Origin of the sequence: Secundilactobacillus collinoides DSM 20515 = JCM 1123, assembly GCF_001435975.1 — a bacterium.
Taxonomy (GTDB): Bacteria; Bacillota; Bacilli; order Lactobacillales; family Lactobacillaceae; genus Secundilactobacillus; species Secundilactobacillus collinoides.
In genome coordinates this window covers 58,268-74,688 of record NZ_AYYR01000023.1, presented here as the reverse complement: position 1 = coordinate 74,688, position 16,421 = coordinate 58,268, and the positions used below count along the sequence as shown (strand labels likewise).

The following is a 16,421-nucleotide window of genomic DNA, read 5'->3' as shown; positions in this document are numbered from 1 at the left end:
GTCGACCAGGCTTGAAGCAATGAAATTCGATACTCAGTTTTAACTGGACTGCAACATCCAAAATTTCTCTGATAGCAGAATAAAGCGGACCTCCTATCACCTACTCGATGACATTAAAAAAGCACCGCCGCAACGGCAGTGCTTCATATGAATATTATTTTTTATCGTCGTCTTCCTTAGTCACAAACAAGCTCAAATCTTGCAGTTGCTTGTCTGAAACCGTGGTAGGCGCTTCGGTCAGCGGTTCGACAGCCTTTGAGTTCTTAGGGAACGCAATGACGTCACGAATGTTGCCGCGCTTAGCCAGCAACCGGGCGAACCGGTCGAGACCGATGGCCAGACCACCATGAGGCGGGAAGCCGTAGTCCAAGGCATTCAGGAGGTAACCAAATTGATTTTCGGCCCGTTCCTTAGTAAAGCCAAGGGCTTTCAACATCTTCATTTGAAGCTCACGAGTGTGGATCCGGATCGATCCGCCGCCAAGTTCCAAACCGTTTAAGATGATGTCATATGACTGGGCGTAAGCTTGATGAGGATCTTCGCCTTCGTCCAAGTAGTGCTCATCACCCTGCTTTGGCATCGTGAATGGATGGTGCGCTGGAACCCAGCGCTTCAAGTCGACATCGTAGTCGAACAGTGGCCAGTTCACGACCCAGAGGAACGCAAACTTGTTTTCGTCGATCAAGCCAAGTTCATTAGCAATGGTCCGACGCAAGTAGTCCAACGTTTGGGCAACGACCCGCTTTGAATCACAAGCGAACAGCAGCATGTCGCCAGGTTTGGCACCAGTGCGTTCAGTGATCTTTTGGTAAAGGTCGGCGTTGTCCTTAAAGAATTTGGCAATTGGCCCGGTGAAGTTATCTTCAGTGACCCTTAACCAAGGCAAGCCCTTGGCGCCAAAACGGTCGATGTGTTCAACGAACTTGTCGATATCTTTCCGGGAGTACTTGTCAGCACCGCCAGGAACAGCAATCGCCTTAACTTGGCCGCCATCCTTCAACACGTTGTTGAAGACGTTGAAGCCAAGGTCATCGACTAAGTCGCCCAAGTCCTTCAGTTCCATACCGAAACGAACATCCGGTTGGTCGGTCCCAAAGCGGGCCATTGAGTCGTCCCAGTCGAGACGGTCAAATGGCAGCTTGACATCAATGCCGAGGGTTTCCTTCATAACACGGGCAATCAAGCCTTCAGTCAAATCTTGAATTTCTTCAGCATCGAGGAAGGATGTTTCCATATCAATTTGGGTAAATTCTGGTTGACGGTCGCCACGCAAATCTTCATCACGGAAACAACGGGCGATTTGGTAGTAACGGTCAAAACCGGCCCCCATCAGCAACTGCTTGAACAGTTGCGGCGATTGTGGCAAGGCGTAGAAGTGCCCTGGATAGACCCGTGAAGGTACCAGGTAATCCCGAGCCCCTTCAGGCGTTGACTTAGTCAGATCTGGCGTTTCAATATCAATAAAACCATTCTCATCGAAGTAGCTGTGGACTGCCTGAGTGATTCGGTTACGAATCAGCAGACCGCGTTGCATCTCAGGCCGACGCAGGTCCAAGTAGCGGTACTTCAGCCGCAATTCATCAGACACGTTAATGTCATCTTGAATGTAGAATGGCGGGTTTTTCGCCTTGTTTAACAGGTTAATTTCAGTGACCCGTACTTCAATTTTACCGGTCTTCATCTTCGGGTTGATCTCGCGGTCGGCCCGGTTTACAACGTGGCCCTTCACTTCAATGACGTATTCGTTACGAAGTTGGTCAGCCACGGCCAACGCGTCCTTGTCATATTCTTCTGAGAACACAAGTTGAACGATACCTTCCCGGTCACGGAGGTCGATAAAGATCAATCCCCCGAGATCCCGGCGCTTTTGTACCCAACCTTTGAGGACAACGTCTTGGTCGAGGTACTGCTCGTCAACGAGTCCTGCGTATGTTGTTCGCTTCATTAAAAATTTCTCCTTAGTCAATATTGGCAATAACTGCCGCAAAATCAGATGTCACGTTGGCCACCGGAACCGTGACTTCATTACCAGAAGCCATGTTCTTCACGTGGATCGTGTTCGTCTTTAATTCTTCTTCACCAATCGTCAGGGTGTACTTGGCGTTTAACTTATCGGCCGTTTTAAACTGGGCCTTTGGTTTACGTGCCAAATAGTCGCGGTCAGCTGCGAAGTCTTGGCCTCGCAAGGCTTGAACGACTTGCAGTGTAGCAGCGTTAGCGCCCTCACCGATACCTACCAGGTAGGCATCCAGTGGGTGCTGGTCAGGAAATGCAACGCCCTCGCCCTGCATCAATAACAGGAGACGTTCAACACCCATCCCGAAGCCGACACCTGACATTTCGGGGCCGCCCAATTCTGATACCAGACCATTATACCGGCCGCCAGCACAAATTGTCGTGTAGCCATGACCCAGCGCCTTTGAGTTCACCATAAATTCGAAAATCGTGTGGTTGTAGTAATCCAACCCTCGAACCATTGTCGGGTCGATTTCAAACGGAATGTCCAATGCCTTCAACAAATTTTGAACCTCGTCAAAATGTGCTTGTGCTTCCGGCGTCAGATAGTCGAGGATCGATGGTGCGCCCTCAACAAACTTTTGATCCTGTTCGTCCTTGCTGTCAAGGACCCGCAGTGGGTTCTTGTAAAGCCGGGTCTTGGAGTCGTCACTCAGTTCCTCATAGTGGGGTTCCAAGTAAGCCACAAGTGCCTTACGGTAGTCGTCACGGGTTTGTTGATCACCCAATGTGTTTACCGCAAGCCGAACATTATCGATGCCGAAATGCTTCAGCAGGTCGCGACCCACTGCAATCACTTCAACGTCAAGAGCCGGTTCGTCACTGCCGAATGCTTCCACCCCGATTTGATGGAATTCACGCAGCCGGCCGGATTGCGGCCGTTCGTAACGAAACATTGGCCCCATGTAATAGACCTTGTAGGGCTTTTGCGTTTCGGGACCGTATAATTTATTTTCAACAAAGGCTCGCACCACGCCGGCAGTCCCTTCAGGCCGCAGTGTGATGTGACGGTCACCCTTATCTTTAAAGTCATACATTTCTTTTGTCACGATGTCTGAAGTATCCCCTGAGGTACGAGAAAAGACTTCAAAGTTTTCAAACATCGGCGTGCGGATCTCTTCAAACCGATACTTGGCAAAGACGTCGCGCGCGATGCCTTCCACGTACTGCCAGTGACGCGTGTCAGCTGGCAACGTATCGGCGGTTCCTTTTGGTCGTTGGTAACGCATATAAAACTCCTTTCTTGATTATCGGTTCATGTGCGAATGAAACTAAAAAGCACCCTTGTTTTCACAAGGGTGCTTGGCACGGTACCACCTTAATTTTACTCATCCATAACGTTGGACACGAATAATCTGCATTATTCACCTCGAAAGTGTCTTGAGCGGTCACACTGCTGTATCCTTTCATCAACCGGATACTTTCTGAAAGCTGGCAGCCGCCTACTGGTCTTCGTCATCGGTGTATCTTATTTAACTATGGTTAAGATTAACGATTTCACAGATAAAAGTCAAGGCTATCTTAATTTTTAATTTCGTAACAAGTACACTATAATATAGGGATAATGTCTCACCAAAATTATTGCGTGGTGCAAAATGCCCAGCCAAACATCTCGGCTGGTCAGTGCCATCATGCAAAATCGTGAAACAATTTCTTCACATAAGCATCACCCACGGGGGTAACGCACAACACATTCGCAGACGGGCTGCCTAGCCGTTCTGCAACAACGTTAGGAATAGAGGACGTATCGTGAACTATCTCAGAAAACATTGGCTGCCGATGGTGGTCGTTATTGCAATTCTTATTATTGGCGGCGGGACAATTTTGACCACCATTTGGAAAAATCGCCTCACCGTCCCCATGAGCAACATCAACGTTCGTAAAGGACCCGGCATCAGCTATCAAGCCACCGGCACCCTAAAGAAGGGCTCAGCCGTGTACGTTGTTAAAAAGAAGGATAACTGGTACCGTATCCGCTACAACGACCACCATTTCGGCTGGGTAGCCAGCTGGCTGATCAATCAGAACACAAAGGTCAAGAGTGCCACCAGTTTATCTGAGGCAACCATTGTATTGGATCCAGGTCACGGCGGCAGCGACTCCGGTGCCCTGTCGATCGACCAAAAACACGATGAAAAAACGTATACGCTGCGATTAGCTAAGAAAGTTCGCAAACTGCTGAAGGCCCGCGGCGCGCACGTGATTATGACCCGCACTGGCGACCAAACGGTATCACTGGGTGCTCGACCGGAACTGGCCACGGATAACCACGCGGACGCCTTCATTAGTTTTCACTTTGACTCCGCCCCATCGGATAATCTTGGTTCCGGCTTTACAACGTACTACTATCACAAGTCGACGTCCCTGAAATTAGCCAAGACAATTAACAGCCATCTGACCGGATTGCCGTTGACCAATCGTGGTGTCGAATTCGGCAACTTCGAAGTGATTCGCGACAATCTGCGGCCTGCGTTGCTACTGGAAATGGGTTATATCAACACCGCAAAGGATTTCAAACACATCCGCTCAGCGAAATACCAAGAGCATGTAGCCAAGGATGTGACCAAGGGCTTAGCCGCCTATTTTAAGGCAAAAGCAAACAATTGATTATTAACACTCACTAAAAGAAAGGTCGCTTCAGTTATGGTTTCAAACACATGGTTAGCACAGTTGCCCATTGCGCCGGTGGATACCGCCACACCCGTTTCCGGCGGGGACATTAACGAGGCTTACCGACTCACCAAGGGCAGTGACACTTATTTTCTGCTCGTCCAGCCGCATCGCGAGGCTGTTTTTTATCAACATGAGATCGACGGGCTTAACTTGCTGGGTCAAGCAGCACTGGTACCGCAAGTGATTGCCAACGGCCAAATCGACGGCGACGCTTACTTGATCCTATCTTGGCTGGAGAGCGGTTCCGGCAGTCAGCGTGATCTCGGCCACCTCGTTGCTCACGTTCACCAGGTGCACAATGACCAGTTTGGGTTTGCCCACAACGTTGATGGTAAACTTCCTAAAATCAACACCTGGCAGGACAACTGGGGTGAATTTTATGTTTATCAACGGTTAGATGTATTGGCCAAACGAGCCAGTGAGCACGGGTTATGGTCTCCTGATCGGCAAACCCATCTCGATCATCTGCGCACCATTATTCTCGATTTTTATCACCAAAACAAGACTGAAGCCAGTTTGCTGCACGGTGACTTATGGGCGGGCAACTACATGTTTACCGCCGATGGGAAGCCTGCGTTGATCGACCCAGATGTGGTGTACGGTGACCGGGAGTTTGACCTTGCGATGACCACGATTTTTGGCGGCTTTGATGCCGATTTCTATGCCGGCTACAACGAAGTTTACCCAGTTAAGCCTGGGTTTAACGATCGGTTGCCATGGTATCAACTGTACTACTTGATGGCGCACCTGAACCTGTTTGGCGAAACTTACGGTGGCGCTGTTGACCGCATTCTTAGGGCCTACTAAACAAAAAAACGTTTGGGCAAAAATGCTCAAACGTTTTTGTTTATGCCAATAATGCTTTGCTTAGGGCTTGAATATCCGTCACATCGATTTCTGGATGGCTGGCGGCCGCGTTGATGACCCGGTGCGGATCAAATAACGCGCCCGCGATGCCAGCGTTATGGCCAGCATCAATATCTAAAGTCCGGTCGCCCACCATGATGGCCGTTGCACGGTCCACGTTGTTTTTCTCAATCAGATAATTCAACGACCCAGGATTAGGTTTCCGTTCAAAGGGCTGCTCCTTTGTCACAAAATCCTCAAACAGCGATTTGATCCCGGCCGTTTCCAACAGTTTCAATGAACTCTTGTCGCGGTGTGTCAGCAGAAGATGCAGACCACCAGCATCATGAATGGCTTGCAGCAGTACCACCATGCCGTCAAACGGTTGCGCTGCATCGATCATCGTCGGCTCGATAGCACGATAATCCCGTTCTAACTGACCTTTATCGATTGAAAATTGCGCACTGAACTGTGATAACGCCGTTCCCAGCGAGTGTTGGCGCATCACTTCGTATATTTCAACTTCGTCTAATTCATATTCCGACACGCGCTGTTTCAATAGCGCCTGCATGAACGCTTGAACCATAATCGGATACGTGTCGAACAAGGTCCCATCAAAATCCCAGAAAAATGTATGTCGTTGCATGGTTTTCTCCTTTTTAATACGCACAAAACGGATAGTAGCCTGTGTGCGCTGCTATCCGTTTTTTCGGTATTGCATTATCAATATCCGCTTCACAGGGTCAGGCACTTGAAAAGAACCATTGATCTCTCTGTTCCGCTATTTATTATCCGTATCAAACACAATCGTAACCGGTCCATCATTCACTAAACTAACCTGCATATCAGCACCAAACTCACCCGTCTCAACAGGAATACCTTCCTGCTTCAGCTGAGTATTAAACTGCTGGTAGATCTTATCAGCGTGATCTGGGTTACCCGCCTTCACAAAACTTGGGCGATTGCCCTTTTTAGTGTCGGCATAGAGTGTAAACTGTGACACAGAAAGAATTGATCCGTGAATGTCTTGAATGGACAGGTTCATCTTACCCGCATCATCAGAAAAGACACGCAGCCGACTGATTTTTCGAACAAGGTAATCGATCTCCTCAGCACCATCGGTGTCTTCAGCGCCCACCAGCAACATATATCCCTGGTTAATGGCGCCGACCTGTTTCTCATCAATACTGACTGAAGCTGAACTTACCCGCTGTAATACAACTCGCACTATAGTTTCCCTCCAACGATGGTGACAGGCTTATCTAAACGGCCGTTTCACCACGTAAACGTCTTGAACATTTTTGATGTTATCAATGAGCCGCTGCAGTTGCGCCACATTCCGTATTCCCAGTGAAATGGAGATGATGACCATCTTGTTATGGTCGACCTTCCCGTTAACCAGGTTTACTTGTTTAGTCGTGTTGTTCACGATACGCAGCACTTCGTTTAACAGACCGTTCCGGTTATATCCCTGAACTTCCAAATCAGCGTTATACATTGACGTGGTTTCATTCGGATTCTCCCAGTGCACATCAATCAACCGCTCGCCATTTGCTTCAGCGTGGGCCACGTTAGGACAGTCTTTGCGGTGAACGGAAACACCGCGGCCCTTTGTGATATAGCCGACGATCTGGTCGCCTGGTACTGGTGAACAACAGTGACTCAACCGCACCAGCAGGTTATCAACACCCTCGATAATGACGCCCTCGGAAGCCTTTTGTTTCCGTTTACGTTGTGTGTCGGTCTCCTGCGTGTCGTTTTTGATCGACTGGTGTTCCTCCAGCAGTTCGCGTTCTTCCTGCCGTTGGCGAGCTTCTTCCCGTTCGTGACGAACGTCTTCCGTCAGTCGGTTCACTACCCCAACGGGCTGCAAGTCGCCAAACCCAACCGCTGCGTATAAATCATCGACGTGTTGGTAATGTAAACGACCAACCACCTTGGCCAAATTTTCTTTGGTCATGATTTCTCGCGGATCAAACTTCTTTTCGCGCAGTTGACGGGCAATAATATCTTGGCCATCAGAAACGTTTTGTTCACGGTCTTTTTGCCGGAAAAATTGTTTAATTTTATTCCGTGCCCGACGTGTCGAAACCAGTTTAAGCCAGTCACGATTAGGACCCGCAGAGTTCGCAGACGTTTTAATATCGACAATGTCGCCATTTTTAACTTCGTAATCCAGCGGCACGATTTTACCGTTAACGGTCGCGCCAGTTGTGTGGTTCCCGATATCGGTGTGAATTTGATAGGCCATGTCCAGCGGGCCGGCACCCTTCGGCAGTTCCAGCACGTCACCCTTTGGTGTGAAGGCATACACGTGGTCACCAAACAGTTCACCCTTGACACTATCCATGAAATCGGAGGCGTCATCAGTTTCTTCCTGAAGTTCAATAATTTCCTTGAACCAATTGAGTTTATTCCCGGTGTTTGTGGTCTCGACTTTGTCAGTCATACCTTCTTTGTATGCCCAGTGCGCCGCAACCCCATATTCAGCCACGCGATGCATTTCTTCAGTTCGAATTTGAACCTCCAACGGGCGGCCTTCAGGACCAATGACCGTGGTATGCAGCGACTGGTACATGTTGGCCTTTGGCATTGCGATGTAGTCCTTAAACCGGCCAGGCATTGGCTTCCACTGCGTATGAATGGCACCTAAAACAGCGTAACAATCCTTAATCGTATGCACAATCACCCGAATTGCCAATAAATCATAGATCTGGCTAAACTGCTTGTGCTGGTCGCGCATCTTCCGGTAAATAGAATAAATATGCTTCGGCCGGCCATAAATTTCCGTGTCAAGATCAAGGTCGCTGATGGCGGATTTAATGTCGCCAATAGCTTCAGCAATGTAGGCTTCCCGTTGATCCCGCCGTGAGTTCATCAAATGCACGATACGATAATACTGCTGCGGATTCAAGTAACGCAGGGAGATATCTTCCAGTTCCCATTTAATCGTACTGATCCCTAACCGGTCGGCCAATGGCGCATAGATTTCCAGCGTTTCGTTAGCGATCCGACGCTGTTTATCTGGCCGTAAATGCTGTAATGTGCGCATGTTGTGCAGCCTATCAGCTAGTTTGACGATCATCACCCGAATGTCCTTTGACATCGCCAACAGTAATTTCCGGTGATTTTCTGCCAATCGTTCCTTGTTTGATTTGTATTTAATTTTTCCAAGTTTGGTGACACCGTCAACGATCATCGCGATATCGTCACCAAATAACTCCCGCACATCGTCTAACGTGACACCGGTATCCTCAACAATATCGTGAAGAAACCCAGAAGCCACGGTGGTTGGGCCCATTTTCAAGTTCGCTAAAATACCGGCGACCTGAATCGGGTGCATGATATAGGCTTCGCCCGACTGCCGTTGCTGATCACGGTGGGCCACGGCAGCAAAGCGATAAGCACGCTCAACGATGGCGACATGATCCTTATTCATATATGAAGAAACGGCAGCAATCACACTATCTGCCGTCCATGTCTGTTCTTTTGGCATTTAAGCATTTCCCCTTAAAAACTATTAGTTTGCTGCACTTAACCCGTAAGTCAGGTACGCAACACAGAGATACACTGGCGCAAAGTAGGTTGCATGAAGCGGACCAACAAAGTAGAGTCCCACAGCGAAGATGACTGGTAAGATCCAAATCACCCACACCGACTCGTCATGCCGTTTGACATACCAGCCAATAAGGCCGGCTAGTATTGGATACACGATGCCAAAGATAATGCCAAGATGTACCATTGCTCCTAACGATATGATTTTTTCCAACAAGTAAGGGATAACGACCCCTAAAATCAGGCTAATTACCCAGTAAGGCCAACCAATTCGTTTTAAAAACATTCCCATCAGACTTCCACTCTCTTATCTTAGTGTATGTTGCGCCGGTTCGAGCCAATAAATCCGATAAAACAGGATCTCAATCCCCTATTTTAACTGGTTTATTCAGATACTTCAAAGAAAACCCCCGAAGGAAACAGCCCGTTTCGTTACAATATTAGTACTCATTCTACGCTATAAGTTTGGGCGGTTCAATGCTGGAAAAATTAAGAATTTGCAGAGTGTGAAGCAAGGCGTTTAAGGGGCGGAGCGTAAGGGTCTTTGACCCGAAAAGTCCGGGCCTGACTTTTTGGGTCGAAGTCCCTTACGCAGGAGCCCCTTGCCTTGCGGAACACGTTTCGACGCCAAATTAGCAGAGCACCTATGAAGACCGGGCCTTTGGAAAAAGTAACAGAGTCGTAAGAGTGTGAAGCAAGGCGTTTTGAGGGCGGAGCATATGGGTCTTTGACCCGAAAAGTCCGGGCCTGACTTTTTGGGTCGAAGTCCCTTACGCAGGAGCCCCTTGCCTTGTGGAACACGTTTCGACGCCAAATTAGCAGAGCGCCTATGAAGACCGGGCCTTTAGAAAAAGTAAGATTATAAAATAAGGCGTTTTGAGCATGGAACGCGGTCTATCCTTGCTAAACAAGTCAAAGCACTATGAAATCAACACACAACTGAACCCAAGGCTTTATCCCATTATACAAAGCACAAAAAGAAAGCCTCCAAATCGAAAACAATCTCTCGTCCCCAAAATCAAAAAAAGCACCGACCAAAGTCAATGCTTCAACAACGCAATAGAAATCATATCCAACCGATCATAATGTCCCCTGCAGCTCCCAAACCGTGGAAGCCGCTGCCAGCAAATACAGCGGCGCCGTTTCGGTTCGCAAGATTCGCGGTCCCAAACCAGCTATCACGCCATCATTGGCCTTCAAGATTTCAATCTCAGCTGGCGAGATGCCGCCTTCTGGTCCAAAAACGGCCACGAGCTTTTGACCAGGCTTCATCTCTGACAGTGTTTGAGTGAGCTGGGCTTGTTCCCCCTGCTTAGCTACCTCTTCATAGGCCACCAACAGTTTGTCATAGTCCAGTGCCTGCAGGGCCGCCTTTAGAGATGGTGAAAACTGCACGACCGGCACATGTGTCCGGTGCGATTGCTCACTAGCTCCGTGCGCAATTTTTTGCAAACGCGCCAATTTTTTGGTCACTTTGTTATCCTGCCAGCGGGCTACGGACCAGTCACCGCCAAAAAACACAATCTTATGAGCGCCTAGTTCGGTCGCCTTTTGAACGATCCATTCTGCTTTATCCTGTTTCGGCAAACCGGATAAGATTGTGACGTCAACCGGTAACTCAACGGTCGCAGGCAGTGTTTTAAGGATCTTCGTGTGGTTACCCTCACCAAGCTGGCCCAGAAACAAGTGCTCAGCCTGGTCAACGAACTCGGCCTGCGCACCCGGTTCGGCCCGGAGTACCTGGCGCCAATGCTTGCTGACTGTCGTGTCCAATTCAAAAGTTTCTCCAACTTTTAAGGTCTCATCAATAAAATACCGTTGCATTAGTCATCCGCCCCCGGCTTTTGAGCAATCACACCGTACCAGTCACCCATCTTCAATGTTTGGACGATTTTAAACCCTTGATGCCGTTGGGCGACAAGCACATCATCGGCCTTCTCAGCAATGATACCGGAAGTCACAAAGTAACCATGCACTGGCAGCAGATTCCACGCTTGCGGAATCAGCGGCATGATGATCTCAGCTAAAATATTGGCAACAATGATGTCAGCTTCGCCTGAAATACCGGTCAGCAGGTTATTGGCAGCAACTTGAACATCCTTTGCGACCGGGTTCAAATCGAGGTTTTTCTGCGCGGAATCTACGGCTACCTGATCCAGATCATACGCGCGCACATCACCGACACCGAGCTGTTTTGCGGCAATACTCAAAACACCAGAACCCGTGCCGACATCAATCAGCCGTTCACCGCCGTGAATAACCATTTCCAAGGCTTCCAGTGATAATCTGGTGGTTGGGTGAGTACCCGTCCCAAACGCCATTCCTGGGTCAAGCACGATCAAGCGCTCATCTTTAGATTCTGGCTCATACTTCTCCCAACTAGGGACAACCGTAAGAAAACGCGTGACCTGAACGGGATGATAATACTTCTTCCAAGCCGTTGCCCAGTTTGTTTCATCAACTGCGGTCGTTTCTACTTTTGCTGGTTCTACCGCCAATCCAAACTTGGTAAGTCCTTGTACCTGCTGGGTAATTTCGGGCACGATTTCGGGCACAAAAATAGTTTCTGGGAAGTAGGCGCTGACCTTCGCACCGGTCGTTTGGTGAGGTATTTCATCAACATTGATGATCTTGCCTTCCTGTTCCCAATTGCCGTCGCGCAGTTTGTCAAAATCCTTAACGTCATCGATCTGCACGCCGGTGGCGCCGTGGGTCATCAAAATGTTCGAGACAGCTTCCACAGCCTCGCTAGTCGTTGTAACGGAGAGTTCGGTCCAATCCATAAGTCTTAATTCCTTTCTGCGGGATCAACCCGCCAGCCAAGCGTTTCTGTATCAATCGTTTTTTTCGTTATTTTTGAAACATAGGGGTTTCCGGCCACAAAATAGCGCAACGGTGCATCCGTCCACTCGCCCTTGTTGGGAACGCCAATCCGGGCACTGGTCGCAATTTGTTTCGGGTATGCAGCCGCGGGCAATTCTAACGATAAGGCATCCTCGTTTAATCCCTTTTGATTTAGAGCTAAGGTCATCCCAAATGCCTGAGTCAGTTTACCGGGACCATTTGTGAGTGACGGCCCCTTTACCGCGCGATTCTGGTACATGAGGTCAAGCCCGTTTTCAGGCTGCACCCCGCGAATTAAAATACCTTCAGGCACCTCCGCCGCTTGGGTAATGAAATTCAGCAAAACATACTGACGCGACTGAAACATGTAAATCGTGCCGGGTTCGCCATAGAGGGCTTCATTGCGGTGGGTGCGCCGGCCAGCAAATGCGTGAGCTGCCGCATCCTTCGGCCCGACGTAGGCCTCGGTCTCAACGATGAACCCAGACAGTTCGCCCGCTGGTGTTTCATAGCGAATACGACAGCCGAGAAGTTGTTTTGCGAGCTCTGGGGTTGGTGCAGATTTAAAAAATTGGGTTAGTTCTGGACTGATTGTTGGTCATCTCCTGACGCGTTTAAATGGCAATGGGTACTGGGATTTGGAACCTTGGGTGTCTGGCTCCAGATACTGAATCCGAGGCTTCTTGTGAACCGTTTCATGCCCGTTTTGCTATGAGTGCTTGTGGCCTTTATGATGCTTTGTTAAAAGCATGCCTTTGCTGCCGGCCATGTTCATGAGACTGATAGTGCTTCACGGGGAAAGGCGCTGACCTGATTTTTGCACGCTACAAAAAAACGCACCCTCACTTGGATGCGTCTGTTTGCTCGTTTTGATGCTCGCGCCGCTCTTCTTTGTCGGCTTCCTTCTTTTCACGCTGAGGTAGTCGTGATTCAAGGTAATCTAATAATTCACTTTCAGTGCGGAAAATGCGGGGGTGCTTTTGCTTGTGCAAGCGCAGATCAATCTCATTAATCCGTTGACGACCAGTCCATGTGTGACTGTATCGAATGATTACCCGATTATTTAATGCCTCGCGACCAAACTTAAACACGTAAACAGATTCCGGCGTCATCAGCGGTCTGATATAGGACTTTTGATAATGATAGTTACGGTCTTTTAAGTACTGTTTAGTTCTATTTAGCACGGTAACCACCTCCCAACGATTAAAATGTAAGCACTATCTTCTAAGTATAATAATACCATATCCAACAAAAGTCTTCATAAAATAAAAGACAGTTTTAAGTAGTTCTAAAATTAACATGTTAGTGAAAAAATGCCCATTTGTCAACTATTTTGTTTAGCCTGTCTTTATTGAATAATCACTCGTTTTCAACTAAGATGAAATTATCATTAAATAAGCGGAAATTTCTTTAAAACCGCCCGTTTTTTTGTCAATAACACTCGTTTTCAGCCAGTGCCATGACGGTGAGGTATATGCCTAAGAAGAAGTTGTAGCCCCTTTTTCGTATTTAAATAATAAGCAGGTCTTCGGGCCGGCTCAACAACAGCCTGATAAAAATAAGGCCCTAGGAGGATCTAAATTGTGATCAAACCCGCAAAACAACTCGGTAATTTTGAATGGATCGCCACATCAGCCATCACCGTGCCAGAACAGCAGCAGCTGATGGATGATTACGGCATCACCGACGATATCATTACTTACGTGACTGATAAAGATGAAAGTGCTAATTACGTTTACGATCCAGAAAACAACCAGCAGCTGCTGATTGCCCTTGTACCGTACCGGTTAAAGGGTGAAAAAATGCGCTATATCGCCCGTCCCGTTGGCTTTTTGATTCATCGGGGCCGCATTTTCACCTTTAATGACAGTAACTTGGACTTTATCGATGAAGCCCTGGAGAAAGCGTTCGTGGACGACGAAGTGACCACCCCCGCCAGTTTTATTCTGGAGGCACTGTTCGCTTTCATCGACAGCTATATTCCCATCATCAAGCAGGTCACAAAACAACGGAATCAACTGGATAAACAGCTGAATCGCGACCCCAAAAACAACATGCTTGTCGATTTGTCAAATCTCGGTCAAACGCTTACGTTCTTCTTTAGCGGAGTAGAATCTAACAGCGACCTATTTGTCCGCATCCCCCGGACCTACTTTGGCGTCAATAACTCAAGCTATGAACGCGATCAGCTGGAAGATGTTGCCATTGAAGCTGATCAGGTACGGCGAATGATTGAAAACGAGTCGCAAGTGGTGGATCGGATCATCAACACGTTTGATTCTATCATTAATAATAACTTGAATGACACGATGCGGTTTCTGACCATCTGGTCGCTGACGATGGCCGTGCCCACCATCGTGACTGGCTTTTACGGGATGAACGTCAAGTTACCTCTGGCCGGTCTGCACGATGCTTGGCTCTTTGTGGTCGGTCTGTCTTTGGCCGCAATTGTTTGGCTTCTGCTGACCATTAAATTTCACCATAAACCCTAATTTAGCAATAATGAAATCGTTTTCGACAAATCTTCACACTCTCGTCACAATTAACGGGTATAATCTAGTTAACGACATAAAAAGGAGTGCATGTGTATGGCAAAAATGGTGACGCTAAAAGAACTCGCAACTTTGAAACGACCTGAAGCTTCTGTACTAACTTTGAGTGTGAACCTTGATAAACTCAATTATCAAGAAACCGAGCAGTTGAAATTAAAGAATGCGCTGCAGGAGATCCATAATCTGACCACGGTCTCGACTGAAATTCCAGGTGATGAGATCGTAGCACAGATCAACCACCTGTTTGATCAGGGGTTGCCCTACCGCGGACTCAGCATTTTCGCCAACTTAGATGGTGACGAAATTCTTTACCTGCCGCGAAACAGTGTCCAGACCGTCCATCTGAGTGTTGCGGGTGGTCCCGACCTGTTATCGATTTTAAAAGAAGCCCCAAACCAGGACTACTACCTGTTGCAGCTGGAGCAAACCGACTTCAGCGTATACAGTTTAGAAGAACAGCAATTAACTACTCTGAAATTGCCGGATTCACCAGGTAATTTGACCGATGCGTTAGGCACGGAGAAACGCGGCGGCAGCTTAAATTACAAAGCTACACCTGGTCAAAGCCAATACCATGGCCACAATGAAACGAGTCGTGAAAAGGATATTGACCAAGAGCGTTATTACCGGATCATCGTTGATTTCTTAGCCGCTGATCCTAAGTTAGACAACCGGCCGATCGTGTTAATGGGGTTACCGCAAAACCTGACCCTGTTTACCCAAGTGGCAGGCAATCGTTTGAACTTGGCTGATATCAGCATCCGTCGTTCGGTGACTGACCTGTCGCCAAAGGAATTAGGTTCACTGGCTGGTAAGACCATTACCGACCACGAAAAGGACGCCACGTCCCGTGATGTAGCCGGCTTGGATACCCACCGTCTGCTGACTGAGATGGCCCAGATTCGTACCGCTTTGATGGAAAATCGTATTCAACAACTGGTCATCAATGCGCAACACCACATTGAACCCACCGAACGTGAGGAATACGATGCCATCAACGGCGTGATTTCCGAAGCGCTCGCTAAGAATGATCAGATTATTGTCCTACGTGACCAGGCACCCGAAATGGCACCTGTGAGTGCGGTAACCTACTAAGCGTTGAAACCGGCGTCAGCATCAAACTGCGCCAGATAATCAAAAGGTATTAAAAGCCCCATCTAACCTGCCAAGTCGGCAGGTTAGATGGGGCTTTATTTTGCCGATAAAGTGGTCTTATCAGGCCAGCTCAACGGACTGAAGCTCTTAAACGTCCTGTGTGTCTTGCTGGTCTTCCAGTGTAAGCCTGTCCAAACTAGCTGTCAGGGCTAATTCGAAGCTGTCATCTGCAGAAATTTCCTGATCAATAAACCACCCCGCACCAATGTTGACCACATCGCCGACGATGAGGTCACGTAACCAACGCGCGGCAATCAGCCGCACCCGTGAGTGCTGAAAAACAGGCCGGATCATACCGTCCAGCAAGTCGCGAAACAAGTCCGTGCCCTGTTGCATATCCGCATTCGCTGTGTCCCGCGGAATGCTGAGTAGATACTGAGTCAGCCGCACGTGGGCCAGCCCTTCCCGCCGCATCGCAACAGCCAGCGCAATGAGGCCCTCCCGACCGCTTAACCCAAACAGTTCTGTTTTTATCTGATCATTCAACTGTCTGGCGACCCAGTCAAAAATCGCAAAACTTAATTCGGTTTGATTTGCGAAATACGGATACAGGGCCTGAGAACGACTTCCAAGCCGCCGGGAAATGGTGGAAAAGGTGGGTGTGCCACCCGCTTCAATAATGGCAACGGCAGCCTGAATAATGCGATCTTTTGATAAAATTTGGCGTGACATGTGGATCACCTCGATATTTTTTGCTTGCAATTTACATGTTGTAAACTATAATAACATATTGTAACGTAAAACAAAATTTAATTGTCGTTTGATAGCCACCTTGTTTGT

Annotated in this window: 15 protein-coding genes; 4 read left to right on the top strand and 11 right to left on the bottom strand. The window is 48.3% G+C overall.

Annotated features, from left to right (window positions below; translation table 11 throughout):
* Positions 1-154: 154 nt before the first annotated feature.
* Both aspS and hisS read right to left on the bottom strand, forming a co-directional pair.
* Positions 155-1,945: an aspartate--tRNA ligase gene (aspS, locus tag FC82_RS05520; protein WP_056996429.1), complete on the bottom strand. Its 1,791-nt coding sequence runs from the start codon at positions 1,943-1,945 to the stop codon at positions 155-157.
* 13 nt (positions 1,946-1,958) lie between these two features.
* Positions 1,959-3,245: a histidine--tRNA ligase gene (gene hisS / locus FC82_RS05515; RefSeq protein WP_054762631.1), complete on the bottom strand. Its 1,287-nt coding sequence runs from the start codon at positions 3,243-3,245 to the stop codon at positions 1,959-1,961.
* Between the two features lie 520 nt (positions 3,246-3,765).
* Here hisS and FC82_RS05510 point away from each other — a divergent pair.
* Both FC82_RS05510 and FC82_RS05505 read left to right on the top strand, forming a co-directional pair.
* Entirely contained in the window at positions 3,766-4,623 is an 858-nt protein-coding gene (locus FC82_RS05510; protein WP_153020975.1) for an N-acetylmuramoyl-L-alanine amidase family protein, read from the top strand.
* 36 nt (positions 4,624-4,659) lie between these two features.
* Positions 4,660-5,496, top strand: a complete 837-nt coding sequence (locus FC82_RS05505) for a fructosamine kinase family protein (protein ID WP_056996428.1) — start codon at positions 4,660-4,662, stop codon at positions 5,494-5,496.
* A gap of 40 nt (positions 5,497-5,536) precedes the next feature.
* On the opposite strand, the gene FC82_RS05500 is transcribed toward FC82_RS05505, so the two are convergent.
* The 8 genes from FC82_RS05500 to FC82_RS05465 all read right to left on the bottom strand — a co-directional run bounded on the left by FC82_RS05500 (position 5,537) and on the right by FC82_RS05465 (position 13,127).
* On the bottom strand, positions 5,537-6,181 hold the full coding sequence (locus tag FC82_RS05500; protein WP_054762629.1) for an HAD-IA family hydrolase: 645 nt from the start codon (positions 6,179-6,181) through the stop codon (positions 5,537-5,539).
* A 135-nt stretch (positions 6,182-6,316) separates the two neighbouring features.
* On the bottom strand, positions 6,317-6,763 hold the full coding sequence (gene dtd / locus FC82_RS05495; protein ID WP_054762627.1) for a D-aminoacyl-tRNA deacylase: 447 nt from the start codon (positions 6,761-6,763) through the stop codon (positions 6,317-6,319).
* Positions 6,764-6,793: 30 nt separating this feature from the next.
* Complete coding sequence (locus FC82_RS05490) at positions 6,794-9,031, bottom strand: RelA/SpoT family protein (protein ID WP_056996427.1); 2,238 nt, start codon at positions 9,029-9,031, stop codon at positions 6,794-6,796.
* 24 nt (positions 9,032-9,055) lie between these two features.
* Entirely contained in the window at positions 9,056-9,376 is a 321-nt protein-coding gene (locus FC82_RS05485) for a hypothetical protein (protein ID WP_056996426.1), read from the bottom strand.
* Between the two features lie 794 nt (positions 9,377-10,170).
* Positions 10,171-10,914, bottom strand: coding sequence for a 16S rRNA (uracil(1498)-N(3))-methyltransferase (locus FC82_RS05480; RefSeq protein WP_056996425.1), 744 nt, complete (start codon positions 10,912-10,914; stop codon positions 10,171-10,173).
* Entirely contained in the window at positions 10,914-11,873 is a 960-nt protein-coding gene (gene prmA / locus FC82_RS05475; protein ID WP_056996424.1) for a 50S ribosomal protein L11 methyltransferase, read from the bottom strand. Before prmA ends, FC82_RS05480 begins: the two co-directional genes overlap by 1 nt.
* Positions 11,874-11,878: 5 nt before the next feature.
* Positions 11,879-12,526 carry a DNA-3-methyladenine glycosylase gene (locus FC82_RS05470; protein WP_056996423.1) on the bottom strand — a complete coding sequence of 216 codons (648 nt, stop codon included), beginning with the start codon at positions 12,524-12,526 and terminating at the stop codon, positions 11,879-11,881.
* A 250-nt stretch (positions 12,527-12,776) separates the two neighbouring features.
* Positions 12,777-13,127 (bottom strand): hypothetical protein, encoded by a 351-nt coding sequence (locus tag FC82_RS05465; protein WP_054762065.1) that lies wholly within the window; start codon positions 13,125-13,127, stop codon positions 12,777-12,779.
* Positions 13,128-13,517: 390 nt separating this feature from the next.
* Here FC82_RS05465 and FC82_RS05460 point away from each other — a divergent pair, with 390 nt between their 5' ends.
* Together FC82_RS05460 and FC82_RS05455 are read left to right on the top strand one after the other, a co-directional pair.
* Complete coding sequence (locus FC82_RS05460) at positions 13,518-14,426, top strand: magnesium transporter CorA family protein (RefSeq protein ID WP_056996422.1); 909 nt, start codon at positions 13,518-13,520, stop codon at positions 14,424-14,426.
* A 96-nt stretch (positions 14,427-14,522) separates the two neighbouring features.
* Entirely contained in the window at positions 14,523-15,581 is a 1,059-nt protein-coding gene (locus FC82_RS05455; RefSeq protein ID WP_056996421.1) for a baeRF6 domain-containing protein, read from the top strand.
* A 147-nt stretch (positions 15,582-15,728) separates the two neighbouring features.
* On the opposite strand, the gene FC82_RS05450 is transcribed toward FC82_RS05455, so the two are convergent.
* Complete coding sequence (locus FC82_RS05450) at positions 15,729-16,313, bottom strand: TetR/AcrR family transcriptional regulator (RefSeq protein ID WP_056996420.1); 585 nt, start codon at positions 16,311-16,313, stop codon at positions 15,729-15,731.
* Positions 16,314-16,421: the final 108 nt, after the last annotated feature.